24 protein-coding genes and 1 pseudogene are annotated in these 23,917 nt (G+C 73.9%); 11 read left to right on the top strand and 14 right to left on the bottom strand.

The window, feature by feature from the left end:
• The first annotated feature begins 216 nt into the window (after positions 1 to 216).
• The 4 genes from nirB to ACGGZK_RS12050 are packed head-to-tail and all read left to right on the top strand — an operon-like array spanning position 217 to position 5,937.
• The gene (gene nirB / locus ACGGZK_RS12065) at positions 217 to 2,820 is read left to right on the top strand and encodes a nitrite reductase large subunit NirB (protein ID WP_395242896.1); all 2,604 of its coding nucleotides are present in this window, start codon (positions 217 to 219) and stop codon (positions 2,818 to 2,820) included.
• Entirely contained in the window at positions 2,817 to 3,593 is a 777-nt protein-coding gene (gene cobA, locus ACGGZK_RS12060; RefSeq protein WP_395242895.1) for a uroporphyrinogen-III C-methyltransferase, read from the top strand. Before nirB ends, cobA begins: the two co-directional genes overlap by 4 nt.
• Positions 3,590 to 4,720 (top strand): uroporphyrinogen-III synthase, encoded by a 1,131-nt coding sequence (locus tag ACGGZK_RS12055; RefSeq protein ID WP_395242894.1) that lies wholly within the window; start codon positions 3,590 to 3,592, stop codon positions 4,718 to 4,720. Before cobA ends, ACGGZK_RS12055 begins: the two co-directional genes overlap by 4 nt.
• Positions 4,717 to 5,937, top strand: coding sequence for a ThiF family adenylyltransferase (locus ACGGZK_RS12050; protein ID WP_395242893.1), 1,221 nt, complete (start codon positions 4,717 to 4,719; stop codon positions 5,935 to 5,937). The genes ACGGZK_RS12055 and ACGGZK_RS12050 overlap by 4 nt, the downstream gene beginning before the upstream one ends.
• A gap of 66 nt (positions 5,938 to 6,003) precedes the next feature.
• Here the strand turns inward: ACGGZK_RS12050 and ACGGZK_RS12045 are convergent, their stop codons facing one another.
• Together ACGGZK_RS12045 and moaA are read right to left on the bottom strand one after the other, a co-directional pair.
• Positions 6,004 to 6,279: a MoaD/ThiS family protein gene (locus ACGGZK_RS12045; RefSeq protein ID WP_395242892.1), complete on the bottom strand. Its 276-nt coding sequence runs from the start codon at positions 6,277 to 6,279 to the stop codon at positions 6,004 to 6,006.
• Positions 6,276 to 7,381 (bottom strand): annotated as a pseudogene (gene moaA / locus ACGGZK_RS12040) (GTP 3',8-cyclase MoaA). Before moaA ends, ACGGZK_RS12045 begins: the two are co-directional and overlap by 4 nt.
• Positions 7,382 to 7,575: 194 nt before the next feature.
• On the opposite strand from moaA, the gene glp reads away from it, so the two are divergent.
• From glp to ACGGZK_RS12015, 5 genes are all read left to right on the top strand, one after another.
• Entirely contained in the window at positions 7,576 to 8,799 is a 1,224-nt protein-coding gene (gene glp / locus ACGGZK_RS12035; protein WP_395242891.1) for a gephyrin-like molybdotransferase Glp, read from the top strand.
• The gene (gene moaC / locus ACGGZK_RS12030; protein ID WP_395242890.1) at positions 8,792 to 9,262 is read left to right on the top strand and encodes a cyclic pyranopterin monophosphate synthase MoaC; all 471 of its coding nucleotides are present in this window, start codon (positions 8,792 to 8,794) and stop codon (positions 9,260 to 9,262) included. Before glp ends, moaC begins: the two co-directional genes overlap by 8 nt.
• A complete protein-coding gene (locus tag ACGGZK_RS12025) occupies positions 9,259 to 9,750 on the top strand; it encodes a molybdenum cofactor biosynthesis protein B (RefSeq protein ID WP_395242889.1) in 492 nt (163 codons plus the stop codon). The genes moaC and ACGGZK_RS12025 overlap by 4 nt, the downstream gene beginning before the upstream one ends.
• Positions 9,737 to 10,183, top strand: coding sequence for a molybdenum cofactor biosynthesis protein MoaE (locus ACGGZK_RS12020; RefSeq protein WP_395242888.1), 447 nt, complete (start codon positions 9,737 to 9,739; stop codon positions 10,181 to 10,183). Before ACGGZK_RS12025 ends, ACGGZK_RS12020 begins: the two co-directional genes overlap by 14 nt.
• A 134-nt stretch (positions 10,184 to 10,317) precedes the next feature.
• A complete protein-coding gene (locus tag ACGGZK_RS12015; RefSeq protein WP_395242887.1) occupies positions 10,318 to 11,739 on the top strand; it encodes an MFS transporter in 1,422 nt (473 codons plus the stop codon).
• 157 nt (positions 11,740 to 11,896) lie between these two features.
• Here ACGGZK_RS12015 and ACGGZK_RS12010 read toward each other — a convergent pair whose 3' ends face one another.
• From ACGGZK_RS12010 to rpsP, 8 genes are all read right to left on the bottom strand, one after another.
• A complete protein-coding gene (locus ACGGZK_RS12010; RefSeq protein WP_395242886.1) occupies positions 11,897 to 13,075 on the bottom strand; it encodes a molybdopterin molybdotransferase MoeA in 1,179 nt (392 codons plus the stop codon).
• Positions 13,072 to 13,323 carry a DUF6457 domain-containing protein gene (locus tag ACGGZK_RS12005; RefSeq protein ID WP_395242885.1) on the bottom strand — a complete coding sequence of 84 codons (252 nt, stop codon included), beginning with the start codon at positions 13,321 to 13,323 and terminating at the stop codon, positions 13,072 to 13,074. The genes ACGGZK_RS12010 and ACGGZK_RS12005 overlap by 4 nt, the downstream gene beginning before the upstream one ends.
• The gene (locus tag ACGGZK_RS12000; RefSeq protein ID WP_395242884.1) at positions 13,320 to 14,102 is read right to left on the bottom strand and encodes a molybdenum cofactor guanylyltransferase; all 783 of its coding nucleotides are present in this window, start codon (positions 14,100 to 14,102) and stop codon (positions 13,320 to 13,322) included. Before ACGGZK_RS12000 ends, ACGGZK_RS12005 begins: the two co-directional genes overlap by 4 nt.
• Positions 14,099 to 14,857, bottom strand: a complete 759-nt coding sequence (locus ACGGZK_RS11995; RefSeq protein WP_395242883.1) for a sirohydrochlorin chelatase — start codon at positions 14,855 to 14,857, stop codon at positions 14,099 to 14,101. The genes ACGGZK_RS12000 and ACGGZK_RS11995 overlap by 4 nt, the downstream gene beginning before the upstream one ends.
• 175 nt (positions 14,858 to 15,032) lie before the next feature.
• A complete protein-coding gene (gene trmD / locus ACGGZK_RS11990) occupies positions 15,033 to 15,734 on the bottom strand; it encodes a tRNA (guanosine(37)-N1)-methyltransferase TrmD (protein WP_395242882.1) in 702 nt (233 codons plus the stop codon).
• A 6-nt stretch (positions 15,735 to 15,740) separates the two neighbouring features.
• Positions 15,741 to 16,334 carry a ribosome maturation factor RimM gene (rimM, locus tag ACGGZK_RS11985; protein ID WP_395242881.1) on the bottom strand — a complete coding sequence of 198 codons (594 nt, stop codon included), beginning with the start codon at positions 16,332 to 16,334 and terminating at the stop codon, positions 15,741 to 15,743.
• A 1-nt stretch (position 16,335) separates the two neighbouring features.
• On the bottom strand, positions 16,336 to 16,572 hold the full coding sequence (locus ACGGZK_RS11980) for an RNA-binding protein (protein WP_395242880.1): 237 nt from the start codon (positions 16,570 to 16,572) through the stop codon (positions 16,336 to 16,338).
• A gap of 3 nt (positions 16,573 to 16,575) precedes the next feature.
• Entirely contained in the window at positions 16,576 to 16,989 is a 414-nt protein-coding gene (rpsP, locus tag ACGGZK_RS11975) for a 30S ribosomal protein S16 (protein WP_395242879.1), read from the bottom strand.
• Between the two features lie 213 nt (positions 16,990 to 17,202).
• On the opposite strand from rpsP, the gene ACGGZK_RS11970 reads away from it, so the two are divergent.
• Positions 17,203 to 18,402: a glutamate--cysteine ligase gene (locus tag ACGGZK_RS11970; protein WP_395242878.1), complete on the top strand. Its 1,200-nt coding sequence runs from the start codon at positions 17,203 to 17,205 to the stop codon at positions 18,400 to 18,402.
• Between the two features lie 6 nt (positions 18,403 to 18,408).
• Here the strand turns inward: ACGGZK_RS11970 and ACGGZK_RS11965 are convergent, their stop codons facing one another.
• Positions 18,409 to 19,842, bottom strand: coding sequence for a GH1 family beta-glucosidase (locus ACGGZK_RS11965; RefSeq protein ID WP_395242877.1), 1,434 nt, complete (start codon positions 19,840 to 19,842; stop codon positions 18,409 to 18,411).
• A gap of 132 nt (positions 19,843 to 19,974) precedes the next feature.
• Between ACGGZK_RS11965 and ACGGZK_RS11960 the strand changes: the two genes are divergently transcribed.
• Entirely contained in the window at positions 19,975 to 20,805 is an 831-nt protein-coding gene (locus ACGGZK_RS11960; RefSeq protein ID WP_395242876.1) for a spermidine synthase, read from the top strand.
• Positions 20,806 to 20,826: 21 nt separating this feature from the next.
• Here the strand turns inward: ACGGZK_RS11960 and ffh are convergent, their stop codons facing one another.
• From ffh to ftsY, 3 genes are all read right to left on the bottom strand, one after another.
• The gene (gene ffh, locus ACGGZK_RS11955) at positions 20,827 to 22,422 is read right to left on the bottom strand and encodes a signal recognition particle protein (protein ID WP_395242875.1); all 1,596 of its coding nucleotides are present in this window, start codon (positions 22,420 to 22,422) and stop codon (positions 20,827 to 20,829) included.
• 87 nt (positions 22,423 to 22,509) lie between these two features.
• Positions 22,510 to 22,998 (bottom strand): hypothetical protein, encoded by a 489-nt coding sequence (locus ACGGZK_RS11950; protein ID WP_395242874.1) that lies wholly within the window; start codon positions 22,996 to 22,998, stop codon positions 22,510 to 22,512.
• A gap of 18 nt (positions 22,999 to 23,016) precedes the next feature.
• On the bottom strand, positions 23,017 to 23,892 hold the full coding sequence (gene ftsY, locus ACGGZK_RS11945; RefSeq protein ID WP_395242873.1) for a signal recognition particle-docking protein FtsY: 876 nt from the start codon (positions 23,890 to 23,892) through the stop codon (positions 23,017 to 23,019).
• Positions 23,893 to 23,917: the final 25 nt, after the last annotated feature.

The raw sequence follows: 23,917 nt of genomic DNA, 5'->3' as shown, positions 1-23,917 counted from the left end.
CCCCGCTCCACACGGAGGCGGCCGGCGGATGCCTCGCTGCGAAGGTATGCGCGCCGTGTTACCCCGACCCGCGCACACCGTTTCGGCAGCGTGAAACCCGCCTCACACCTCGCGCGCCGGCGTGTGCGGGATCGGAAAGCGCCTGTTACAAACGGGCAACGGCGAGGTAATCGCCCGGTCGTACGGTGAACCGAACTCAGCACCGAGGAGGCGACCATGGCCGAGCACCCCCGCACCGGGACATCCGGAACCGACACCCGGCAGGTGGTCGTCGTCGGCGGCGGCCCTGCCGCGCACCGACTCGTCGACAGCCTGTGCGCCCGCGACGAGCAGGGCGCGCTGGCGATCACCGTCTTCACCGAGGAGGCGCGCCTCCCCTACGACCGCGTCGCGCTCAGCAAGCGGCTCGAGGGCGACGTCGACCTCACGCTGCACCCCACGTCCGTGTGGGAGGGCGAGCGGGTGAGCCTGCACGTCGGCGACCCGGTCGTGACCATCGACCGTGCGCTCCAGCAGGTCGTCACCGCGAGCGGCCGCGTGCAGCCGTACGACGAACTGGTGCTCGCCACCGGCTCGAGCGCGCCCGTGCCCGAGATCGCCGGGTCGGAGCACGCGAAGGTCTACCGCACCATCGACGACGTCGACTGGCTCGTCGCCGAGGTCGAGCGCCTCCGCGACGAGCTCGGGCGCCCCGCCCGCGTGCTCGTCGCCGGCGGCGGCCTGCTCGGTCTCGAGGCCGCGGGCGGCCTCGCCAGGCGCGGTGCGGATGCCGCGATCGTGCACTCCGGAGGCTGGCTGATGTCGGCGCAGCTCGACGAGGGCGCCGGCCGCGCCCTCGGGCGCATCATCTCCGGCCAGGGCCTCGCGCTGCACCTCGGCACCCGACCCCAGACGATCCACGCGGACGGCGGCCGGGTCACCGCGGTCGGCTTCACGAACTCGCAGAAGGTCGACGCCGACCTCGTCATCTTCGCGATCGGCATCTCGCCGCGCGACGAGCTCGCCCGGGACGCCGGCCTCGACCTCGGCCCGCGCGGCGGCGTCGCCATCGACACGTCGTGCTCGAGCTCGGTGCCCGGCATCTGGGCGATCGGCGAGGTGGCCAGCTTCGAAGGCCGCTGCACCGGGCTCGTGGCGCCCGCCAACGCGATGGCCGAGGTGGTCGCCGACCGCATCCTCGGCGGCGCCGCCGAGTTCACCGAGGTCGACGACGCGACGAAGCTGAAGCTGTCGGGCGTCGACGTGGCGAGCTTCGGCGACGCGTTCGGGCGCACCGACGGCGCGCTCGAGATCGTCTACGCCGACCCCGCCCGCGGCCTGTACCAGAAGCTCGTCATGACCGACGACGCGAAGACCCTGCTCGGCGGCGTGTTCGTCGGCGACGCCGAGCCGTACTCGGCGCTCCGCCCGCTGCTGGGCACCGCGCTGTCGCACGAGCCGGCCGCCTACCTCTCGGCATCGGGCATGGAGGCGCCGGGCGGCGACGACCTGCCCGACGGCGCCCTCGTCTGCGCCTGCAACAACGTCAGCGCGGGCACCGTCCGCGAGGCCGTGCACGGCGAGGACGGCTGCACCGAGCTCGGCGCGCTGAAGGCCTGCACCCGTGCCGGCACCCAGTGCGGCTCCTGCGTGCCGCTCGTGAAGAAGCTGCTCGAGGCCGAGCTCACGAAGGCCGGCGTCGCGGTGTCGAAGGCGCTGTGCGAGCACATCCCGATGTCGCGCCAGGAGCTCTTCGAGTCGGTTCGCGTGCTCGAGCTCACGAGCTTCGAGGAGATCATCGCCCGACTCGGCACCGGCCGCGGCTGCGACGTCTGCAAGCCCGCGATCGGCTCGATCCTCGCCAGCCAGCTCGGCGGGTACATCCTCGACGGCGGCCGCGGCACCCTGCAGGACACCAACGACCGCGCCATGGCGAACATGCAGAAGGACGGCACGTACTCGGTCGTCCCCCGCATCCCCGCCGGCGAGATCACGCCCGAGAAGCTCGCGGTGATCGCCGAGGTCGCCATGGAGTACGGCCTCTACACGAAGATCACCGGCGGCCAGCGGATCGACCTGTTCGGCGCCAGGCTCGACCAGCTGCCCGACATCTGGCGCAAGCTCGTCGACGCCGGCTTCGAGTCGGGCCAGGCGTACGGCAAGTCGCTGCGCAACGTGAAGAGCTGCGTCGGGTCGACGTGGTGCCGGTACGGCGTGCAGGACTCGGTCGCCATGGCGATCCAGCTCGAGCTGCGCTACCGCGGCCTCCGGTCGCCGCACAAGCTGAAGTTCGGCGTCTCGGGCTGCGCCCGCGAGTGCGCCGAGGCGCGCGGCAAGGACGTCGGCGTCATCGCCACCGACAAGGGCTGGAACCTCTACGTCGGCGGCAACGGCGGTTTCCAGCCGGCGCACGCGCAGCTGCTCGCCGGCGACCTCGACGACGAGACGCTGCTCAAGTACATCGACCGCTACATGATGTACTACATCCGCACGGCCGACCGGCTGCAGCGCACCGCTCGCTGGATCGAGGACATCGAGGGCGGGCTCGACCACGTCCGCGACGTCGTCGTCAACGACTCGCTCGGCCTCGCCGACGAGCTCGAGGCCGCGATGGCCAAGCACGTCGACACCTACGAGGACGAGTGGGCCGCGACCCTCGCGGACCCCGAGCGCCTGCGCCGGTTCCGTTCGTTCGTGAACGCCCCGCAGACGCCCGACCCCTCGGTCGCCCGCGTCCCCGAGCGCGGCCAGATGCGCCCCGCGACCGACCAGGAGCGCGAGCGCGGCGAGGCGGTCCTCATCTCGGGATCCTCGATCCCCGTGCGGGGGGCGGGCGCATGACCGGGCGCGTGACCCTCATCGGCGGCGGCCCCGGCGACCCCGACCTGCTCACCGTGCGCGCGGTGCGCGCCCTCGAGCAGGCGGACGTCGTGCTCTACGACCGGCTCGCGCCGCGGTCGGAGCTCGAGCGGATGGCTCCCCGCGCGCTCCTCGTCGACGTGGGCAAGCGCCCCGGGCACCACGCGGTGCCGCAGGAGGGCATCGAGGCGCTGCTCGTCGAGCACGCGCTCTCCGGGGCCCACGTGGTGCGGCTCAAGGGCGGCGACCCGTACGTGTTCGGGCGGGGCGGCGAGGAGGTGCTCGCCTGCCACCGCGCCGGCGTGCCGGTGGAGGTCGTGCCGGGCGTCACGAGCGCGATCTCGGTGCCCGCGGCGGCCGGGATCCCGGTCACCCACCGCGGGGTGAGCCACCTCTTCACGGTCGTCTCCGGCCACGCGCCCCTGACCGATGCCGAGCACGAGCACCTCGCCGGGCTGGGCGGTACCATCGTCGTACTCATGGGCGTCAACACTCTTCCCTCGCTGGCGGCCGGCCTGATGCGGTCGGGCCTCACCCCGACCACGCCGGTCGCGGTCGTCGAGCGCGGCTTCCGGGCCGACCAGCGCACCACGCACGCCGAACTCGGCGACATCGTCATCGCGGCCGGCCTCGCGGGCGTCTCGTCGCCCGCCGTCATCGTGATCGGCGAGGTCGTGCGCCTCGCCCACGACGGCGCCGCCGACGCCGTGGCCCTGATGGAGCGCGCCTCCGCGCTCGCCGGGGGTCCCGCGTGAGCGATGCGGTCGACCTCGCGCCGGGCTTCCGGGCCGACCAGCTCGAGGGCTTCCGCATCGGCGTGACGAGCGATCGACGCTCGGCCGACCTGATCGACGCACTCGAGCGCCGCGGCGCGCAGGTGCTGCACGCCCCGACGCTGCGCATCGCGAACGCCCAGTCCGACGACACGGTGATCGCCGACACCCGCGCGATCATCGACGCGAAGCCCGACATCCTGCTCGCGACCACCGCCTACGGCATCCGGCGCTGGTTCGAGGTCGCCGACGCGGCCGGATTCGGGCAGGAACTCGTCGACGTGCTGGAGGAGACCGACATCCTCGTGCGCGGGCCGAAGGCCCGCGGCAGCATCCGGGCGGCGGGCCTCAACGACGTCGGCATGAGCGCGCGCGAGACGACCGAGTCGCTCGTCGACCTCGTGCTCGCCGACTACCCGCCCGGGCAGACCGTCGCGGTGCAGCTGCACGGTGAGCTCGACCCGGCGGTGCTCGACCGGCTCGTCGAGGCGCACGACCGCGTCATGACGGTGGAGCCGTACCGCTGGGTGCCGCCGGACGACGGCGACGACCGCGTGTCCCGACTCGTCGAGGCGGTCTGCGCGCAACGCCTCGACTGCGTGACGTTCACGAGCGCGCCGGCGGTGCACGCCCTGTTCATGGCCGCCGACCGCTGGGGCCTCTACCACGACCTCGTCGCCGCCCTGCAGGGGCCGGTCGTCGCAGCCGCGGTCGGACCGGTGACCGCGCAGCCGCTGCTCGCGGCCGGCATCGACCCCATCCAGCCGGAGCGCTTCCGCATGGGTGCGCTGATCCGGCTCGTCTGCGAGTACCTCGAGGAGCGCGGCGTGCAGCGCCTCGACACGGCGCACGGGCGGCTCGAGCTCCGCGGCGGCGTCGTCGAGGTCGACGACCGCCGCATCGCGCTGTCCCCGGCCGGACTCGCGATCCTGCGCACCCTGGTGACGGCGCGCGGCGCCGTCGTGCCCAGGGACCGGCTCGTGGCGCAACTGCCGGGCTCGGGCGACGAGCATGCGCTGGAGATGGCGATGAGCCGCCTCCGCCAGGCCATCGGCGTGCCCGGCGTCATCCAGACCGTCGTCAAGCGCGGGTACCGGGTGAACGTGTGACCCCACCGCCCGTGCTCCGGCTGCACCGCGACGACGCGGCGGCGTCGCCGGAGCGCGCGGTGCGGTTCAGCCGGCTCGCCGTGCTCCCCGGCTTCGGGCGCGACGGCGTGGATCGCCTCGCCCGGGCGAGCGTGCTCGTGGTCGGCGCCGGCGGACTCGGCTGCCCGGCCCTGCTCGGCCTCGCGGCGAACGGCGTCGGCCGGATCGGCATCGTCGACGACGACGTCGTCGAGCCGTCGAACCTGGCCCGCCAGCTGCTGCACGCCCCCGACCGGATCGGCGTGCCGAAGGCGGCGTCGGCCGCCGCGGCGCTCCGCGAGCGCGACCCCGACCTCGAGGTCGTCGAGATCGTCGAGCGGCTGACGGCCGAGAATGCGGCCGCGCTGCTCGGCGGCTGGGACCTCGTCGTCGACACGGTCGACGACTTCGGCACGCACTACGCCGTGGCCGACGCGGCCGCCGCGCTCGGGATCCCGCACGTCTGGGGCTCGGTGCTCGGCTTCGACGCGATGGCGTCGGTCTTCTGGGCGGGCCACGGCCCCACCCTGCGCGACCTCTTCCCCGACGAGTCGGCCGCCGCCCCCGACAGCTGCGCGATCTCGGGCGTGCTGTCGTCGGCGTGCGCCGAGCTCGGCGCGCTGCTCGCGGGCGAGGCGGCGAAGCTCGTCGTCGGCGTCGGCGAGCCGCTCATCGGCCGCGTGGCCGTGCAGGACGCCCTCACCGGCCGGCGGCGGGAGATCCCGGTGCTGGCGGGCACGACGGGCGTCGCACCGCGGTCGGATGCCTCGGGACGAGCGGATGCCACGGGCCCGACGGATCGCACGGGCCTGACGGATGCCACGGGCCCGGGGCCAGCGCCCAGCCGGCCGAGCGCTCCGGCGACGCCGCCGGCCGCTCTCGTGCCGACGGTCGATCCGGCCGCCCTCGCCGGGCTCCTCGCTGCCGGAACCGTGGTCCTGGTCGACGTCCGCTCGGCCGAGGAGCGCTCGCTCGGGGAGATCGCCCCGGAGCGCACCGTCGAGCTCGACGACCTGCTCGCCGGCGCCCCGCCGGCGCGAGCGGCGCTCCGCGACGCGGAGCTCGTGGTGGTCGTCTGCGCGGCAGGCATCCGGTCCGTGCCGGCGGCGCGGCGCCTGCTCGAGGCCGGCATCCCGGCGGCCTCCCTCGCGGGCGGCACCCGCGCCTGGGCCGCGGCGGGGCTGGCCACGACCGCCTGACCGCGGGCGTCGGGCCGGACGGGCCCTGCGCTGCCGGGCCGTCCGAAGGCGCAGGAGCGGGTGGGCTCAGCCGCCGGCGAACGGCGGCAGCACGTCGAGCGTGTCCCCGGCCGACACCGGCGTGGCCGCGTCGCGCGTGGCCCGGCCGTTCACGATGAAGCTGCACCGCCCGAGGAGCTCGGGCAGCCGCGCCTCGACGCCGGCGGAGCCGGCACGCTCCAGGATGCGGGCCAGCACGTCGCCGATCGTCGCAGCGCCGGGCAGGGGCATCCGCTCGCCCTCGGCGCCGAGCGCCGCCTGCACCGCCGCGAAGTACCGCAGCTCGATCTCGGCCACGCTCATCCCCCGATCGCGCTCATCGACCGCTCGGGCTGCACGAAGCCGGGATCGCCGACGCCGTGGCCGGCGGCCTTCCCCACATCTCGAGCCGCCAGAGGTCGGCGAGGGCGTCGTCGTCGGCGCCGCCCCGCAGCGCCCCGAGCAGGTCGGCCTCGCGGTTCGTGAACAGGCAGTTGCGCACGCGGCCGTCGGCCGTGAGGCGGGTGCGACGGCAGTCGCCGCAGAACGGCTCGGTGACCGACGCGATGATGCCGAGCGTGCCGACGGCCTCGCCGTCGCGGAGCACCTCGAAGCGCTCCGCCGGTGCGCCGTCGCGCGGCGCCGGGTGCGGCACGAGGTCGAAGCGGGTGGACACGCGGGCGCGGATCTCGTCCGCGGTGATGAACGCGTCGCGCGACCACGCGTGGTCGGCGTCGAGCGGCATCTGCTCGATGAACCGCAGTTCGATGCCTCGCGCGACCGCCCACTCGACCAGGTCGGGCGCCTCCTCGTCGTTCACGCCGCGGAGGAGCACCGCGTTGACCTTCAGCGGCAGGAGTCCGGCGGCGAGCGCGCCGTCGACGCCCTCGAGGACGCGGTCGAGGGTGCGCCGCCGGGTGATCTGCTCGAAGGTCTCGTGCCGCAGGGAGTCGAGCGAGATGTTGATGCGGTCGAGGCCGGCGTCGCGCAGGGCGGCCGCGCGGGAGGCGAGGCCGATGCCGTTCGTCGTGAGCGAGAGCTCGGGTCGGGTCGGGAGCGCGGCGCAGGCGGCGACGATGTCGACGAGGTCGCGGCGCAGCAGCGGCTCGCCGCCGGTGAACCGCACCTGCCGTACGCCGAGCCGTTCGACGGCGATCCGCACGAGGCGCCCGATCTCGTCGGCCGTCATGATGGTCGCCTGATCGGCCCAGTCCATGCCCTCGGCGGGCATGCAGTAGGTGCAGCGCAGGTTGCAGCGGTCGGTGAGCGAGACGCGCAGGTCGGTCGCGACGCGCCCGAACCGGTCGACCAGCCCATCGGTCGCGGGGCGGCTCGCGGCGGCGAGGCGACGGCCTGCGGATGCCGCGAGCTCCGCCGGCTCCTCGGCCGCGCGGCGCGGGCGCGGCATGCCGAGCAGGGTGGTCATCGCTTCACGATAGGCCATCGCGATGGCCTCGGCACCCGCCTCGACCACGGAACGCGCCGTGGCGCGCCGGCGAGGCGCACGGGGAGGCGCACGGCGCCGCACGGCGAGGCATCCCACCCGGGGTCGCCCGGTGACCGGGCGAGGCGAGGCGGCGCGGCCGCGCCGCGTAGGGTGGCAGCGACGGGAGGAGCCGGATGGGCCGACGGACGCTGGAGGAGCATCGCGACGCGGTGGCGCGCCACCTCGCCGATGCGCTCGCACCGCGCACCGTGCGCGTGCCGCTCGACGCACTCGCGGACCCTGCGGCCGACCTCGGCGCGCTGATCGGCCGGCTGCTGGCGGCGCCGGCGGTCGCGGGGGCGGATGCCCCGCCCTTCGCGAACTCGCAGCTCGACGGATACGCGGTGCGCGCCGCCGACGTGCGACCCGGTGCGCCGCTCCCGCTCGCACCCGAGATCCCGGCGGGGGCCGACGCGGCGCCGCTGCCGGCCGGACACGCGGCGCCCATCATGACGGGTGCGCCGCTGCCGCCCGGCGCCGACGCGGTCGTGCCGATCGAGGAGGCCGAGGGCGGGTTCGCCGCGCACGCCGCCGCCGGGTCCGTCGTACTGCGTGTCGCCCCGCGACCCGGGGCGGCCGTGCGCGACGTCGGCAGCGACCTGCGCCGCGGCGACGTGGTGCTCGAGGCCGGCGCCCGGCTCGGGCCGGCGCAGCTCGGTGCGCTCGCGGCCGGCGACGTCGCCGAGGTGGTGCTCGTCGCCCGCCCACGGGTCGCGATCGTGTCGACCGGCCGGGAACTGGGCGCCGGGGTGCGGGACGCGAACGGGCCCGCGCTCGCGACGGCCGTGGTCGACGCCGGCGGCGTCGCGACCCGTCACCTGCACGCCGACGACGACCCGGCGACGTTCCGGGCGCTCCTCGTGGAGGCGGCGCGCGGCGCCGACCTCGTCATCACGACCGGCGGCGTGAGCCTCGGCACGCACGAGGTCGTGCGGGAGGCGCTCGCCGACACCGGCACGTTCGAGGCCGTCGCGATCCAGCCCGGCGGCCCGCAGGGCCTCGCCACGATCGACGCCGACGGGCGCGAGGTCCCGGTCGTCTGCTTCCCCGGCAACCCGGTCAGCGCGCTCGTGTCGTTCGAGTTGTTCCTCCGGCCGTTGCTGCGTGCCGCGGCCGGGGCCGACCCCGTCGACCGGCCGACGGCGCTGGTGCCGCTCGCGGCGGCCGTCGAGTCGCCCCCGCACGTCCATCAGGTGCGCCGCGGCGTGCTGACCGACGACGGCGTGCACCTGGTCGGCGGCCCCTCGTCGCACCTGATCGGCGCGTACGCGCGCTCGTCGGTGCTCGTGCACCTGCCCGTCGGCCTCGAGGCGCCCGCGGCCGGCACCCTCGTCGAGACCTGGAGGATCGATGTCTGAACTCACCCACCGCCGTCCCGACGGCGCCGTGCACATGGTCGACGTGGGCGGCAAGCCCGCCACGCGGCGCGTCGCACGCGCCGAGGCGACGCTGCGCACCCGTCCCGACGTGATCGAGCTGCTCGCCGCCGGCCGTCTCCCGAAGGGCGAGGCGATCGGCGTGGCGCGGGTGGCGGGGATCATGGCAGCCAAGCAGACCTCGACGCTCGTACCGTTGTGCCACCCGATCCCGATCAGCTCCGTCGAGGTCGACTTCGCCGTCGGCGACGACCACGTGACCGTCACCGCGGAGGTCTCCACCGTCGGAGGCACGGGCGTCGAGATGGAGGCGATCACGGCCGCCACGGTCGCCGCGATCTCGCTGTACGACATGGTGAAGGCGGTCGACCGCCTCGCCGAGATCGACGCGGTCCGACTGCTCTCGAAGTCGGGCGGCAAGTCCGGCGACTGGGTGCGCTCGTGAGCGGCGCGACGCGCGGCGCCGCCGTCGCGATCACCGTCTCGACGCGGGCGGCCGCGGGCACGGCCGACGACACGACCGGGCCGGTCGTGTCGGGCTGGCTCGCCGAGCGCGGGTTCGAGGCGTCGCTCGTCGTCGTGCCCGACGGCCCCGGCCTCGCCGATGCGATCGACGGCGCCGTCGCGGCCGGCGCGGCGGTGGTCATCACCACCGGCGGCACCGGCATCTCGCCCACGGATGTCACGCCCGAGGCCGTGCGCCGGGTCATCGAGCGGGAGCTGCCCGGGTTCGGCGAGGAGCTGCGTCGCCGCGGTGCCGCGCACGCGCCGACGGCCCTCCTCAGCCGCGGACTCGCCGGCACCGCCGGCCGCGCCCTCGTCGTCGCCCTGCCCGGCTCGCCCGGCGCCGTGCGCGACGGGCTCGGCCTGCTCGGCGAACTCCTCGACCACGCGCTCGACCAGCTCCACGGAGGCGACCATGGCCCACGCTGACCCGGTCGACGACGCCGTCCGCGTCGCCGTCGTCTCCGACGCGCCCATCGAGATCGCCGCACTGCGCGACGCCGCCATGAGCCGCGCCGACGGCGCCGTCGTCGTGTTCGAGGGCGTCGTCCGCGACCACGACGGCGGCCGCGGCGTCACGGCGCTGGCGTACACCGCGCATCCGAGCGCAGGGGAGGTCCTCGCCGAGACCGCGCGCGACATCGCGGCGAGGCATCCGGAGACGACCATCGCCGTCGCCCACCGGGTCGGCCCGCTCGCGATCGGCGACGTCGCGCTGGGCGCCGCGGTGGCGAGCGCGCACCGCGCGGAAGCCTTCGCCGCGTGCGCCGAGCTCGTCGACGAGGTGAAGGCCCGCGTGCCGATCTGGAAGGAGCAGCGGTTCACCGACGGCTCCTCGGAGTGGGTCTCGGCACTCGACTGATCGCCTCACAACCGGGTCGCCGCCCGGGTGAGCACCCCGAGACACGGATTTCACCGCCGCCGCGGCCTGCGGAAACACCCCGTCGGTAGCTTCGCTCGCACAGGATTCCCGAGCACGAGCGCACGGAGGCGACCATGACCGACACCGCGACCGAACCCCAGGCCGACCCGGGGGCACGCGTGGCCCCGACCACCACGAGCGCGCCCGCGGCGCCGCTCAGCCACCGGCCCGGCCGGTGGATCGACGGGTGGAACCCCGAGGACCACGTGCAGTGGGAGGGCGTCGGGCGCCGGATCGCCCGCCGCAACCTCAGCTGGTCGATCTTCGCCGAGTTCCTCGGCTTCGTCGTCTGGCAGCTGTGGAGCATCGTCGCCGTGACGCTGCCCAACGCGGGCTTCGACCTCGACACGGGCCAGGTGTTCTGGCTGATCTCGATCCCGAGCCTGGTGGGCGCGACCCTGCGCATCCCCTACTCGTTCCTCGTGCCGAAGTTCGGCGGCCGCAACTGGACGATCATCTCGGCCGGGCTCCTGCTGCTGCCGACCATCGCCCTGACGGTATGCGTGTCGAACCCCGAGACGCCGTTCCCGGTGCTGCTCGCGGCGGCCGCCCTCGCCGGCTTCGGCGGCGGCAACTTCGCGAGCTCCATGTCGAACATCACGTTCTTCTACCCCGCGCGGGAGAAGGGCTGGGCGCTCGGCCTCAACGCGGCCGGCGGCAACCTCGGCGCCGCGGTGGCCCAGTTCGTCGTGCCGATCGCGATCACCATCGGCGCGGGCGTCACGCTCAACCTGCCGGTGGCCGGATGGCTCTGGATCCCGCTCATCGTCGTCGCGATGTTCGGCGCGTGGAAGTACATGGACAACCTGTCGAACGCGAAGGCCGACTTCGCCGGCTCCGCCGCGGCCCTCCGCGAACCGCACCTGTGGATCCTCGCCCTGCTCTACATCGGCACGTTCGGCTCGTTCATCGGCTTCGCGAGCGTCTTCCCGAAGCTCATCGCCGACCAGTTCCCCGACTTCAGCGCGATCGCCGTCGGCGGGGCATCCGTGTCGCTCGCCTTCCTCGGCGCGCTCGTCGGCTCGCTCGCCCGCCCCTACGGCGGTCGCCTCTCCGATCGGTTCGGCGGTGCGCGGATCACGATGGCCGCCTTCGCGACCATGGGCGTGGTCACGGTCGCGGTGATCGCGACGCTGCCGCTCGGCTCGTTCTGGGTGTTCCTCGGCTGCTTCCTGGTGCTGTTCGCCGCGGCCGGCATCGGCAACGGGTCGACGTACCGAATGATCCCGGCCGTGTTCGCGGCGCGCGGCGCGGCGGGCGACGCCGACGGCGCCGTGTCGACGCAGCGGAAGGCCGCGGCCGCGCTCGGGCTCATCTCGGCGATCGGCGCCTACGGCGGCTTCCTGATCCCGCAGGCGCTCAACCTCTCCTTCCAGACGACCGGCGGCTACGACGGCGCGTTCGGGGTGTTCGTCGCCGTGTACGGCGGACTGCTGCTGCTCACCTGGGCCGTCTACGCGCGGCGCTCGAGCCGGCTCGCGGGCAACCGCATCTGAGGCGGACGGCCGGCGGGCAGGTCGGCACGAACGCGTCGGGACGGGCGATCGGATGATCCGGTCGCCCGTTCCGGCGTCCGCGGCGTGTCCGCGGTGCCGTGCCGCTGCCGCTGCACGCCGCCCCCTGCGGGTTGCCCGCTGCGGCCGCTCGCCCGCCCTACGCCCTGTCGTGGGCCCAGGGCAGCGCGAGTTCGCGCACGCCGGTGCCGGCCGGGCCGACGACCAGCAGCCCGTCGGCGTCGGCGAGGCCGCGAAGCATGGCCGCGCCACGCCACCGGGTGGCCTCGATGCGCCCGTCGACGCGTCGGAACGGCACGAGGAGCGTGTCGCGCGGGTGGGATGCCACGTCGACGGCCTCGACGACCGGGCGGGCGGCCCCGACCGGCGCCCCGGCTGCGGCCCGCACGAGCGGCGCGAGGAACGAGGCCATCGCGACGAACGCCGCGAGCGGGTTGCCCGGCAACCCGACGAGCGGCGTGCCGGACCCGGTCGTGGCGAGGAGCGTCGGATGCCCCGGCCGGAGGTCGATCCCCGAGACGTGGAGCCGGCCGCCGGACGCCTCCACCGCGTCGCGCACCCGATCGCCCGCCCCGCGGGCGGTGCCGCCGGTCGTGACGACGACGTCGGCCTCGCCGTCGAGCTCGCGCAGCCGGCGCTCGAGCGCTCCGGCACCGTCGCCGACGCGGTCGGCGACGAGGACTCGCCCGCCGAGGCTCGCGACGAGCGCGGGGACCGACGGCGTGTAGGCGTCGCGCACCCGCCCGGCGCCGGGCAGCCCGGCGCCGATGACCTCGTCTCCCGTCACCAGCACGGCGCAGCTGGGCCGCGGTCGCACGGGCACCATGTCGATGCCGGCGACCGCGAGCAGCGCGATCCGCGCCGGCGTGAGCGCGTCGCCGAGCCGAGCGAGCCGGTCGCCGACGGCGAGCTCCTCGCCTCGTCGGCGCAGGTCGCGCCCGGCGTTCGGCCGGACACCGTGCAGGAGTCCGTCGTCGCCGACCCGGCCGTCCTCCGACCGCAGCACGGCATCGGCGCCCGATGGCACGGCCCCTCCCGTGCTGACCGGTCGCGCATGGCCGTCGGTGAGCACCGGCCCCGGAGCGGCGCCCATCGGCACGGCCGGCCCGAGCCGCCACGGCGGGTCTCCGGCGACCACCCAGCCGTCCATCGCGCTCACGTCGACCGCCGGCGCGGGAGCCGGTGCGAGCACCTCCGCGGCGAGGCGGAGCCCCGCCGACTCCGCGAGCGGCAGTTCGATCGGCTCGCCGAGGCACGCCTCGCCGAGCGCGGCGGCGACCTCGCGGGCCGCGTCCCACGAGTGGGACGACCGGCTCACGACTCCGTCTCGGGCAGCTCGGCCGCGACGCGGGCGACCGCCTCGTCGAACGGCAGGCCGCGCCCGACGGCGAGGCCGACGAGGTAGGTGGTCAGCGGCGCGGCCGGGCGGGCGACGCCGTGCGCCGCGTCGCGGGCGAGGTCGAGCACGGCGCCGACATCGGCGCCGAGGGCGGCGACGCCGAGCACCGTCGCGACCTGCGCCGCCCAGGCGTCGAGGTCGGCTGGGGTCCGCGTCGGTTCGCTCATGCGAGGCTCCTCTGGTCGTGGGCGGATGGGTCGGGCTCAGCGGGCGCCGTGGATGGGGCGAGTGCCGTGGGTGGGGCGGGTTCCGCGGGATCGCCGACGCCGTGCCGGGCCGCGTCCGCCGGCGTGTCCACGTCGGCGCACAGCGGGTCGGGCAGCACGACGGGCACGACGTCGAGGGCGGCGAGGGTCGCATGCAGCGACGGCCCCCGGGCGGCGCCGCGAGCGGCGCGATCGGCCGCTTCCACGGCGCGGCGCAACGCGGCGGTGGGATACAGGGCGAGCAGTGGCTGCCGGCGACCGCTCGGGTCGACGGCGACGACGGCTCGAGCCGGCTCGGCACCCGGGGCGACGGCTTCGTCGGCTCGGTCGGTTCCGGCGGCCTCGGCGGACTCGGCGGCTTCGGCGGACTCGGCGGCTTCGGCGGACTCGGCGGTTTCGGCGGCTTCGGCGAGCAGGCGGGCCACCGCCGGCACCGCGAACGGCAGGTCCGCGGCGAGCACCACGGTCTGCGCCTCCGGGGCATCGTCGAGGGCGCGCAGCCCGGCGACGAGCGCGGCCACCGGTCCCGCCCAGCGCGGTTCCTCGACCGTGCAGCGCACGCGCGGGTCATCCGTGTCGAGGTCGTGCCCGACCACGGCGACGGCACGGGCACCGGCGACGGCGTCGACGGCGATGCCCAGCAGGCTCCGCCCGTCGCGCGCGAGCGCGGTCTTGTCTCGGCCCCCGAACCTCGACGCGCGTCCTCCGGCGAGGATGACGGCGTCGAAACCGAAGGTCACCGGCGACTTCCCTCCATGGATTCCAATGCCGATGCGTACCGGTCGAGGATCAGGTCGACGATCGCCGCCGGCGCGGTCGCATCGGGTTCGAGCAGCGGCCGTGCGATCACGTCGCCGCCGGCGGCAGCGGCCTGGTCGTAGAACACGCCCGGGGCGAGCATATACGCGCCGATCACGATCCGGGAACCCGGGTGGACGTCGCGCACCATGTCGATCGCGTCGTGCAGGCGGGGCACCGCGCTGGCCACGAAGCCCACCGTGACCGGCCTGCCGAGGCGCACCGCGAGGCGCCGGCCCGTCTCGAAGCACTCCCGCGACACGCGCGGGTCGTTCGACCCCGCGGCGGCGAGGACGACCACGTCGGTGTCGACGAGTCCGAGGTCCTCGACCCGGCGGGCGAGCTCCTCGACGAGCCGTTCGTCGGGCCCGAGCTCGCCGGCGAGCACCACCCCGGAGCCGTTCACGCGGTCGAGGCCCTGGTTCAGCCCCGTGCGCACGTGGAAGCCGGCCGACAGGACGAGCGGCACGAGCACCGCGCCCGGTTCGACGAGGTGCTCGCCGAGCGCCTTGATCGCGTCGCGAGGGTGCGAGTCGACGAAGCTGATCGAGACGTCGAGGTCGGGCCGGGCGGTCGCGACGGCGTCGACGAGCTGGATGACGGCGGCGCGATTGGCCGGCGACGGCGGCCCGTGGGTGACCGCGAGCAGTCGCAGGGGGGCGGATGCCATGTCCTCCGACTCGCTGCCGCCGACCATGTCCACTCCTCCGCGGCGATTCCGTCGCCAGTTCGAAGGTATGGAGGGCGTGTTTCGCGGCAGGCTCGGAGATGTTTCGGCGAGGTGAAGACTCCCGCACCCCGGCCCCGGCCGACGGTCAGGTCGCAGCGCCGGCCAGGCCGGGGCGACGGTCAGGTCGCAGCGCCGTCTGCGGTCAGCTCGCGTCGCGGCCGTCGAGCAGTTCGGGCCGGACCCGCCGGGTGCGCTCGAGCTGCTGCTCGTGCCGCCATTCGGCGACCTTCCCGTGGTGGCCCGATCGCAGCACCGCCGGCACCTCCAGGTCGCGCCAGACGGGCGGCTTGGTGTAGCTCGGGTACTCGAGCAAGCCGTCCTCGTGCGACTCCTCGACGAGGCTCTCGGGGTTGCCGACGACGCCGGGCACGAGGCGACCGGCGGCCTCGATCATCGCCATGACGGCGACCTCGCCGCCGTTCAGCACGTAGTCGCCGAGCGAGATCGGACGCACGCGCATGCGGGTCTCGTAGTGGTCGACGACGCGCTGGTCGATGCCCTCGTAGCGCCCGCAGGCGAACACGAGGTGCGGCTCCTGCGCGAGCTCGCGCGCGGTGGCCTGGGTGAACGGCTCGCCCGCCGGGGACGGCACGACGAGCAGCGCGTCGGATGCCCCGTCGCCGACGATGGCGTCGAGCGCCTCGCCCCACGGCTCGGGCTTCATCACCATGCCGGCGCCGCCGCCGTACGGGGTGTCGTCGACGGTGCGGTGCCGGTCGTGGGTGAAGTCCCGCAGGTCGTGGGCGACGACCTCGATCAGCCCCTGCTCGCGGGCCTTGCCGAGGAGGGAGATGTCGAGCACCGAGAAGAACTCGGGGAAGATCGTGACGATGTCGATGCGCATCGTGCGCTACTCCGCGTCGCCGGTCGTCCCGGACTCGGGCTCGGCCGGCTCCGACTCCTCCGGGAGATCCTCGAAGAGGCCGGCCGGCGGGGTGACCGTGAGGGTGCCCGCAGCGATGTCGACCTCCGGCACGATCGCCGCGACGAACGGCACCATGACCTCGCGGCCGCCGGACTTCACGATGAGGAGGTCCTGCGCCGGGAAGTGCTCGACGCGCTTCACCTCGCCGACCCGCTGGCCGTCGCGCACGACGGCGAGGCCGATCAACTGGTGGTCGTACCACGCGTCGGGCTCGGCCGTCTCGGCCTCGTCGACGTCGACCCAGAGGATGGCCTTGATGACGCCCTCGGCAGCGGTGCGGTCGTCGACGCCGTCGAAGAACCCGACCGGGTGGCCGTTGTACCAACGCAGTTCGCGCAGCGTCAGCGAGCGGCCGTGCCAGGGCGAGTCATCCGGGACCTGGAGCGAGAACGTCGCGCCGGGCACGAAGCGCCGCTCCGGGTCATCCGTGTAGAGCTCGAGCTTGATCGCGCCCTTGAGGCCGTGCGCCTTGGTCAGCCGCCCGACGCGGAGCTGCTGCGGTCGCGGGGTGCTCGCCACGTCAGTCGTCGGAGTCGACGACGTCGACCCGCACGCGACGGCCGTCGGCGAGCGCGGTCACGAGCGTGCGCAGCGCCTTGGCGGTGCGGCCCGCGCGACCGATGACGCGGCCGAGGTCCTCGGGGTTCACGTGAACCTCGAGGACCTCGCCGCGTGCGCTCGACGCGGAGACGACTCGCACGTCGTCAGGGTGATCGACGATCCCCTTGACGAGGTGCTCGAGCGCGGACTGGAGCAAGGCCTACGCCTCGTCCGTGGTCTCGGCCTCGGCCTCGACCGGGGCTTCCTCGACCTTGGCCGGCTTCTCGGCCTTGGGCTTGAGGACCGGCTTCTTGGCGGTGTCGGCCTCGAAGGCAGCCTTGGGCTCAGCGGTCTTGACGGTGTTCGTCGCGCCCTTCTGGCCCTTGAAGGTGCCCCAGTCGCCGGTCAGCTTGAGGATGGCCTGGACCTGCTCGGTCGGCTGGGCGCCGACGGAGAGCCAGTACTGGGCACGCTCGGAGTCGACCTCGATGAACGAGGGCTCCTCGGTGGGGTGGTACTTGCCGATCTCCTCGATCACGCGACCGTCGCGCTTGGTGCGCGAGTCGGCGACGACGATGCGGTAGTACGGGGCACGGATCTTGCCGAGCCGCTTGAGACGGATCTTGACAGCCACGATTCTCCTGAATGTCTGGTGAGGTGGGCGAACTGAAGCCGTGAGCGTGGGGTGCACACTCGGCGGAAGCTCAATGGTGTCCCGCATGCCGGATAGAGGGTCGGGCGATGCAGAACTCGACTGATCATTCTTGCAGATTTCCAGCCGGAGCGATAATCCCACGGCTGCATGGGAGGATGACGGGAATCGGCCGGGAACGACGGGAGATGCGGGATGCAGATCGGATACGCCAGGTCCGAACGGTCGACGGTGGGCATCGAGTGGGAGCTCGCGATCGTCGATCGCGCCACCGGGGAGCTCGCCAGCGTCGCCGACCGGGTGCTCGCCGATCTCGCCGACGAGACGGCCGCGACGGGCGTCGGCGCCGCCTCCGGACCCGACGGCGAACCGCTCCCGCACGTCACGCAGGAACTGCTCACGAACACCGTGGAGCTCGTGTCGGGCGTGCACCGGCGGGTCGACGGCGCGGTCGCCGACCTGCAGGCCCAGGTCGAGCGCGTGCGCGCCGTCCTCGACCGGATCGGCGACTACGAGCTGCTCTGCGCCGGATCCCACCCGTACAGCCAGTGGTACGACCAGACGCTGACCGACAAGCCGAGGTACCACAAGCTCATCGAGCGCACCCGGTGGTGGGGCCGGAACATGATGATCTGGGGCATCCACGTGCACGTCGGCGTCGACGACCGCGACAAGGCGCTGCCCATCCTCGACGGACTGCTCGCCTACATCCCGCACCTGCAGGCGCTCAGCGCGTCGAGCCCGTACTGGGCGGGCGTCGAGACCGGCTACGCCTCGAACCGGGCGCTGATGTTCCAGCAACTGCCGACCGCGGGGCTCCCCTACCCGCTCGCCGACTGGGCCGCCTACGAGCGCTACGTCGACGACCTGGTGCGCACGGGCGTGATCGATGACCACTCCGAGGTGCGCTGGGACATCCGCCCGTCGCCGAAGTGGGGCACCATCGAGGTGCGCGTCTGCGACGGCGTCTCGACGGCCGCGGAGATCGGCGCGATCGCCGCGCTCGTGCAGTGCCTCGTCGACTGGATGGCGGAGCGGCTCGACCAGGGCGACACGCTCCCGGTGCTGCAGCCGTGGTACGTCCGCGAGAACAAGTGGCGCGCCGCCCGGTACGGCCTCGACGCCGAGATCATCACGGATGTCGCGGGTACCGAACGGCTCGTCACCGACGACCTGCGCGACCTCGTCACGACGCTCGTGCCGGTGGCCGAGCGCCTCGGCTGCGAGGTCGAGCTGCAGTCCGTCCGGCGCATGCTCGACGCCGGCGCGAGCTACCAGCGGCAGCTCCGCGTCGCGGCGGCGGCCGATGGCGACCTCACGGCCGTCGTCGCGCACCTGGCGCGGGAGTTCCGCGACGGCTCCCCCGGCGCCGACGCGGGCGCCGGGGAGGCCTGAGCACGGCTACGCCGGGATCCGGCGCGTGCGGATGAGCTCCGCGTACCAGTGCGCCGAATCCTTCGGGGTGCGCACGAGGGTGTCGTAGTCGACGCGGACGATGCCGAACCGCTTGGAGTAGCCGTAGCCCCACTCGAAGTTGTCGAGGAACGACCACACCTGGTAGCCGCGCAGGTCGACGCCGCGCTCGATCGCGCGGTGCGCGGCGGTGAAGTGGCGGCGCAGGTAGTCGACGCGCAGCTCGTCGTGCACGCGGGGGCCGTCGGCCTCCTCGGTCACGACGTCGTCGAAGGCGGCGCCGTTCTCGGTCACCATCAGCGGCAGCGTCGGGTACGACTCGTGCAGGGCGACGAGCAGGTCCTCGAGGCCGGAGGGGTCGATGTTCCAGCCCATCGCGGTGTACGGGCCGGGCTGCTCGAGGAACTCGACGGCGTCGGAGCCGGGCCAGGCGGTGCCGCCCATGTCCTTGTGGCCGTCGGCGTTCACCTTCGGGGCCGCGCCGTCCCACATCCGCACGGTGACCGTGGAGTAGTAGTTCACGCCGAGCACGTCGAGCGGCTGCCGGATGACGTCGAGGTCACCGGGGTGCACGAAGGACCAGTCGGTGACGTCGGCGGTGTCGGCGATGACGTCGGCGGGGTACTCGCCGTCGAGCAGGGGCCCGAGGAAGACGCGGTTCGCGAGGCCGTCGATGCGACGGGCCGCCTCGGCGCCGGTCTCCCCGGAGGGCCGGATGACGTGCAGGTTGAGCGTGATGGAGAACTTCGGGTCGCCGGGCACGACCTCGCGGAGCGCCTCCACGGCCAGGCCGTGGGCGAGGTTCAGGTGGTGCACCGCGGCGAGCGCCTTGGCGCCGTCCATCAGGCCGGGCGCGTGGGCGCCGGAACCGTAGCCGAGGTAGGCGCTGCACCACGGCTCGTTGAGGGTGGTCCAGACGGCGATGCGGTCGCCCAGGCGCTCGCCCAGGATGCGGGCGTAGTCGGCGAAGGCCTCGGCGGTGGCGCGGTTGGTCCAGCCGCCCTCGTCCTCGAGGGCCTGCGGGAGGTCCCAGTGGTAGAGGGTCGCGATCGGGCGGATGCCCCGGGCGATGAGCCCGTCGACGAGGCGCTCGTAGAACGCGAGGCCGGCCTCGTTCGCCTCGCCCCGGCCGGTGGGCTGGATGCGGGGCCACGCGATGGAGAACCGGTAGGCCTCGAGGCCGAGCTCGACCATCAGGTCGAGGTCCTCCTCCCACCGGTGGTAGTGGTCGTCGGCGACGTCGCCGGTGTCGCCGTTCCAGACCTTGCCGGGCGTGTGGCTGAACGTGTCCCAGATGCTGGGCCCGCGGCCGTCCTCGGCGGCGGCGCCCTCGATCTGGTAGGAGGCGGTGGCCGAGCCGAAGAGGAAGTCCTCGCCGAAGGCGAGGCCGGAGTCGCGGTAGTCGGGAGTGCCGGTGGTCATGGTGTGGCTCCAGGTCGTCGAGACGCGGCATGCGCCGCTCGTTCCACTGTAGCGGGTCGCAGGGGCTTTACTTACAGACCTGTAAGTGAATCCGGCGTGGGCCCGAACGGCGTCGCGCCTAGGCTGGTCGGCATGGCGGAACCGACGTCGGAACGGCACCCGGCGGGCCTCGACGTCCGTCTGGTCCAGGACCGCGGTCCCCACGGCGGGACGCGACTCGTCATCGGCGGCGTCACCCAGTCGCACGTGTACCCCGGCGACCCGCGCGACCTCGAACTGGAGTACGTCCGGATCATCGCCGCGATCGTCGACGGCTCCCGGGAGACGGGGCATCCGCTTCGGATCCTGCACCTCGGCGCCGGTGCGCTCACCCTGCCGCGGTACTTCGGCACGACCCGGCCGGGCAGCGTCCAGCACGTCGTCGAACTGCACGAGGACCTGCTCGACCTGGTGCTCGCGGCGCTCCCGCTGCCCGACGGCGTCGAGCTCACCGTCGAGTTCGCCGACGCGCGAGTCGCGGTCGAGCGGGCGGCGCGCACCGGCGGCGGGTACGACGTCGCCGTCGTCGACGTGTTCGACGGGCGGGTCGCGCCGGCGCACCTGTCGACCCTCGAGTTCCTCGAGCGCCTCGGCGACCTGCTCGCCCCCGACGCGATCGTCGTCGTCAACACCCTCGCCACCGGCGCCCTCGACGCCTCCGGGGCCGTCGCCGCCACGCTCCGGGCGTTCCGGCCCGCCGTCGTCGGGCTCGCCCACCCCGGCGTCGTCGACGGCACGGCGATCGGCAACGTCGTCTACGCCGCCTCGACGGTCGCATTCCCGACGGGGCGCATCCTCGACCTCGCCGACCGCGGACCCCGGCCGATCGCCGTGCTCGACGGCGACGACCTCGCGACCTTCATCGGCGGCGCGGCGGTCGCGCACGACCCGGTGGCCGTGCACGACCCGGCCGAACCGAGCTGACGCCCGGCGGCGGGCGTAAGCTCAGCGGCCCAGGAACTTCTGCAGGGCGGCGAGCTCCTCCTCGCTCGGCGCGCCCTTCGCGGCCGCGCCGCCCCCGCCGAGGCCGAACCCGGCACCCGACGGTGCCGCGGCGCCCTGACCGGGAACCGGGCCGCCCTGGGCGATCGCCGCGTTCTCGGCCGCGCGCTTGGCCGGGTTGCCCGACCGCGAGCCGCCGCCCGACTTCTTCTTCGCCTTCGCGGCCTGGCGCTTGCCGCCGCCGTAGCCGCCGGCGCCCGGGATCGGGCCCATGCCGGGGATCTGGGGCACGCCGCCGCGCGCGACGGTCTTCATCATCTTGGCAGCCTGCTCGAAGCGCTGCACCAGCTGGTTCACGTCGGTCACGGTCATGCCCGAGCCCTTCGCGATGCGCAGGCGCCGCGAGCCGTTCAGGAGCTTGGTGTTCTTGCGCTCGGCCGGGGTCATCGACTGGATGATCGCCTCGGTGCGCACGATCTCCTTCTCGTCGAACGAGTCGAGCTGCTGGCGGAGGCCGCCGGCGCCCGGGAGCATCCCGAGCATCTTCTTGATCGAGCCGGCCCCGCGGAGCTGCTGCATCTGCTTCAGGAAGTCGTCGAGCGTGAACTGCTCGCTCGCGATCTTCTCGGCGACCTTCAGCGCCTCCTCCTCGTCGAAGGCCTGCTGGGCCTGCTCGATGAGGGTGAGGATGTCGCCGAGGTCGAGGATGCGGCTCGCCATGCGGTCGGGGTGGAAGGGCTCGAAGTCGTCGAGGCCCTCGCCGGTGGAGGCGAAGATGATCGGGCGGCCGGTGACCGAGGCCACGCTGAGCGCCGCGCCACCACGGGCGTCGCCGTCGAGCTTCGACAGCACGACGCCGGTGAAGTCGACGCCGTCCTGGAAGGCCTTGGCGGTCGCGACCGCGTCCTGGCCGATCATCGCGTCGATGACGAACAGCACCTCGTCGGGGTTCGTCGCCTTGCGGATGTTCGACGCCTGCTTCATCAGCTCGGCGTCGACGCCGAGGCGGCCCGCGGTGTCGATGATGACCACGTCGTGCTGGGCGCGCTCGGCCTGCTTCACGCCGTCCTTCGCGACCTTCACCGGGTCGCCGACGCCGTTGCCGGGCTCCGGCGCGTACACCGGCACGCCGGCCTGCGAGCCGACGACCTGGAGCTGGTTCACCGCGTTCGGGCGCTGGAGGTCGCTCGCGACGAGGAGCGGCGTGTGACCCTCCTTCACGAGGTGCTTCGCGAGCTTGCCCGCGAGGGTCGTCTTGCCCGCGCCCTGGAGGCCGGCGAGCATGATGACGGTCGGCGGGTTCTTCGCGAACTGCAGCCGGCGCTGCTGGCCGCCGAGGATGGCGACGAGCTCCTCGTTGACGATCTGCACGACCTGCTGCGCCGGGTTCAGCGCCTTGTTGACCTCGTCGCCGAGCGCGCGCTCGCGCACCTTCGCCGTGAAGTCCTTGACGACGGGCAGCGCCACATCGGCGTCGAGCAGCGCGCGGCGGATCTCGCGGACGGTGCCGTCGACGTCGGCAGCGGAGAGCTTGCCCTTGGTGCGGAGGTTCTTGAAGGTCTCTGCGAGCCGGTCGGAGAGCGTGCCGAAGGTAGCCATGATGGGTTCGATTCTAGGCGAGGGCGGATGCCTCCCCGCTGCGCGGGCCGCGCACAGGCCCGCGGGCCGTGCCGAGCCCTCGAGCGCTCAGCCCTCGAACCGCACCTCGACGATCTCCCGGCCGAGGTCGATCGCCGCGACGAGGCGCTCGTCGGTGTCCTCGGGCGCGAGCGCGTACTCGAACTCCGCGAACGGCTCGCCCTGGCTGTCGGCCTCGGGCCGGAGGTCGACCCGCACGAGGCTCAGCGACCGCAGCGCGTCGACCTGCCGGTCGCCCGAGTCGCGGCCGATCGCGGCCTCGATCTCGTCGGCCTGCTCGAGCTCGGGGTCGAGCAGCACGGCGAGGAAGCGCATCACCGGCGACGCCGAGGAGTCGAGCTGGGTGACGAACGCCGACCGCAGCTCGTCGTCGACGAGCTCCAGCTCGCCGACCAGCGTCGCCGCGGCGTCGAGCGCGGCCTGCGACACCTGCTCGTCGTCGGCGTCGAGCACCACCTCGACCCGCTGGTCGGCGTACTCGACGTCCTCCGACCAGTACTCGCCGACGATCCCGAAGTAGTCGTGTTCGGTAGCCATGATGCGCCCCTCCCCTGCCTAGCCGACCAGCTTCTGCGCGAACACGTGCGGGGTGAAGCCGGTGAGGTCGTTGATGCCCTCGCCCTGCCCGATCAGCTTGATCGGGAGGCCGGTCTTCTCCTGCACCGCCAGCACGAAGCCGCCCTTCGCGCTGCCGTCGAGCTTCGTGAGCACGAGGCCCGTGACCCCGCCGTGCTGGATGAACGCCTCCGCCTGGGCGAGGCCGTTCTGGCCGGTCGTCGCGTCGAGCACGAGCAGCACCTCGCTGATCGGCGCCTGCTTCTCGACGACGCGCTTGATCTTGCCGAGCTCGTCCATCAGCCCGCCCTTGGTGTGCAGGCGCCCGGCGGTGTCGATGATCACGATCTCGGTGCCGTCTCGCTTGGCCTGCTCGACCGTCTGGAATGCGACCGACGCCGGGTCCTGGCCCTCGCGCTCGGGTCGCACGATGCCTGCGCCCGCTCGCTCGGCCCACGTCGCGAGCTGGTCGACGGCGGCCGCGCGGAAGGTGTCGGCCGCGCCGACGACGACCGAGCGGTCGTAGGTGCGCAGGAACCGGGCGAACTTGCCGATCGTGGTGGTCTTGCCCACCCCGTTGACGCCGACGACGAGCACCACGGCCGGTCGCTCGGTGAGCTTCAGCGTGGGGTCGTACTTCGCGAGCCGCTCCTCGATGAGCTCGCGGAGCATCCGCTGCACGTCGCGCGGGTCGGTCGTGCGGTAGCGCTCGACCTGGTCCTTGATGCGGTCGACGATCTCCTCGGTGACCGTCGGGCCGAAGTCGGCGGTGATGAGCGCGGACTCGAGGTCGTCCCAGGTGTCCTCGTCGATGGTCCGCGCGCCGAAGATGCCGCGGAGGGCGCCGCCGAGCGACCAGGATGCGCGTTCTGCCATGCCGTCCAGCCTACGGGCGCGCACC

Origin of the sequence: Agromyces sp. MMS24-K17 (assembly GCF_043950245.1) — a bacterium.
GTDB lineage: Bacteria > Actinomycetota > Actinomycetes > Actinomycetales > Microbacteriaceae > Agromyces.
The sequence above is the reverse complement of the archived record's forward strand: the minus strand, read 5'-3'. Positions and strand labels throughout refer to the sequence as shown.

Excerpts from the sequence above, each read along its gene's own strand:
- ACGGZK_RS12020 (WP_395242888.1), top strand. The coding sequence starts at position 9,737 with ATGGCCCACGCTGACCCGGTCGACGACGCCGTCCGCGTCGCCGTCGTC.
- ACGGZK_RS12005 (WP_395242885.1), bottom strand. The coding sequence starts at position 13,323 with ATGAGCGAACCGACGCGGACCCCAGCCGACCTCGACGCCTGGGCGGCG.
- ACGGZK_RS11965 (WP_395242877.1), bottom strand. The coding sequence starts at position 19,842 with ATGACCACCGGCACTCCCGACTACCGCGACTCCGGCCTCGCCTTCGGC.
- cobA (WP_395242895.1), top strand. The coding sequence starts at position 2,817 with ATGACCGGGCGCGTGACCCTCATCGGCGGCGGCCCCGGCGACCCCGAC.
- ACGGZK_RS11950 (WP_395242874.1), bottom strand. The coding sequence starts at position 22,998 with ATGGCTACCGAACACGACTACTTCGGGATCGTCGGCGAGTACTGGTCG.
- ftsY (WP_395242873.1), bottom strand. The coding sequence starts at position 23,892 with ATGGCAGAACGCGCATCCTGGTCGCTCGGCGGCGCCCTCCGCGGCATC.
- ACGGZK_RS11960 (WP_395242876.1), top strand. The coding sequence starts at position 19,975 with ATGGCGGAACCGACGTCGGAACGGCACCCGGCGGGCCTCGACGTCCGT.
- trmD (WP_395242882.1), bottom strand. The coding sequence starts at position 15,734 with ATGCGCATCGACATCGTCACGATCTTCCCCGAGTTCTTCTCGGTGCTC.
- ACGGZK_RS12045 (WP_395242892.1), bottom strand. The coding sequence starts at position 6,279 with ATGAGCGTGGCCGAGATCGAGCTGCGGTACTTCGCGGCGGTGCAGGCG.
- ACGGZK_RS11995 (WP_395242883.1), bottom strand. The coding sequence starts at position 14,857 with ATGGTCGGCGGCAGCGAGTCGGAGGACATGGCATCCGCCCCCCTGCGA.
- nirB (WP_395242896.1), top strand. The coding sequence starts at position 217 with ATGGCCGAGCACCCCCGCACCGGGACATCCGGAACCGACACCCGGCAG.
- ACGGZK_RS11970 (WP_395242878.1), top strand. The coding sequence starts at position 17,203 with ATGCAGATCGGATACGCCAGGTCCGAACGGTCGACGGTGGGCATCGAG.
- ffh (WP_395242875.1), bottom strand. The coding sequence starts at position 22,422 with ATGGCTACCTTCGGCACGCTCTCCGACCGGCTCGCAGAGACCTTCAAG.
- moaC (WP_395242890.1), top strand. The coding sequence starts at position 8,792 with ATGTCTGAACTCACCCACCGCCGTCCCGACGGCGCCGTGCACATGGTC.
- glp (WP_395242891.1), top strand. The coding sequence starts at position 7,576 with ATGGGCCGACGGACGCTGGAGGAGCATCGCGACGCGGTGGCGCGCCAC.
- ACGGZK_RS12015 (WP_395242887.1), top strand. The coding sequence starts at position 10,318 with ATGACCGACACCGCGACCGAACCCCAGGCCGACCCGGGGGCACGCGTG.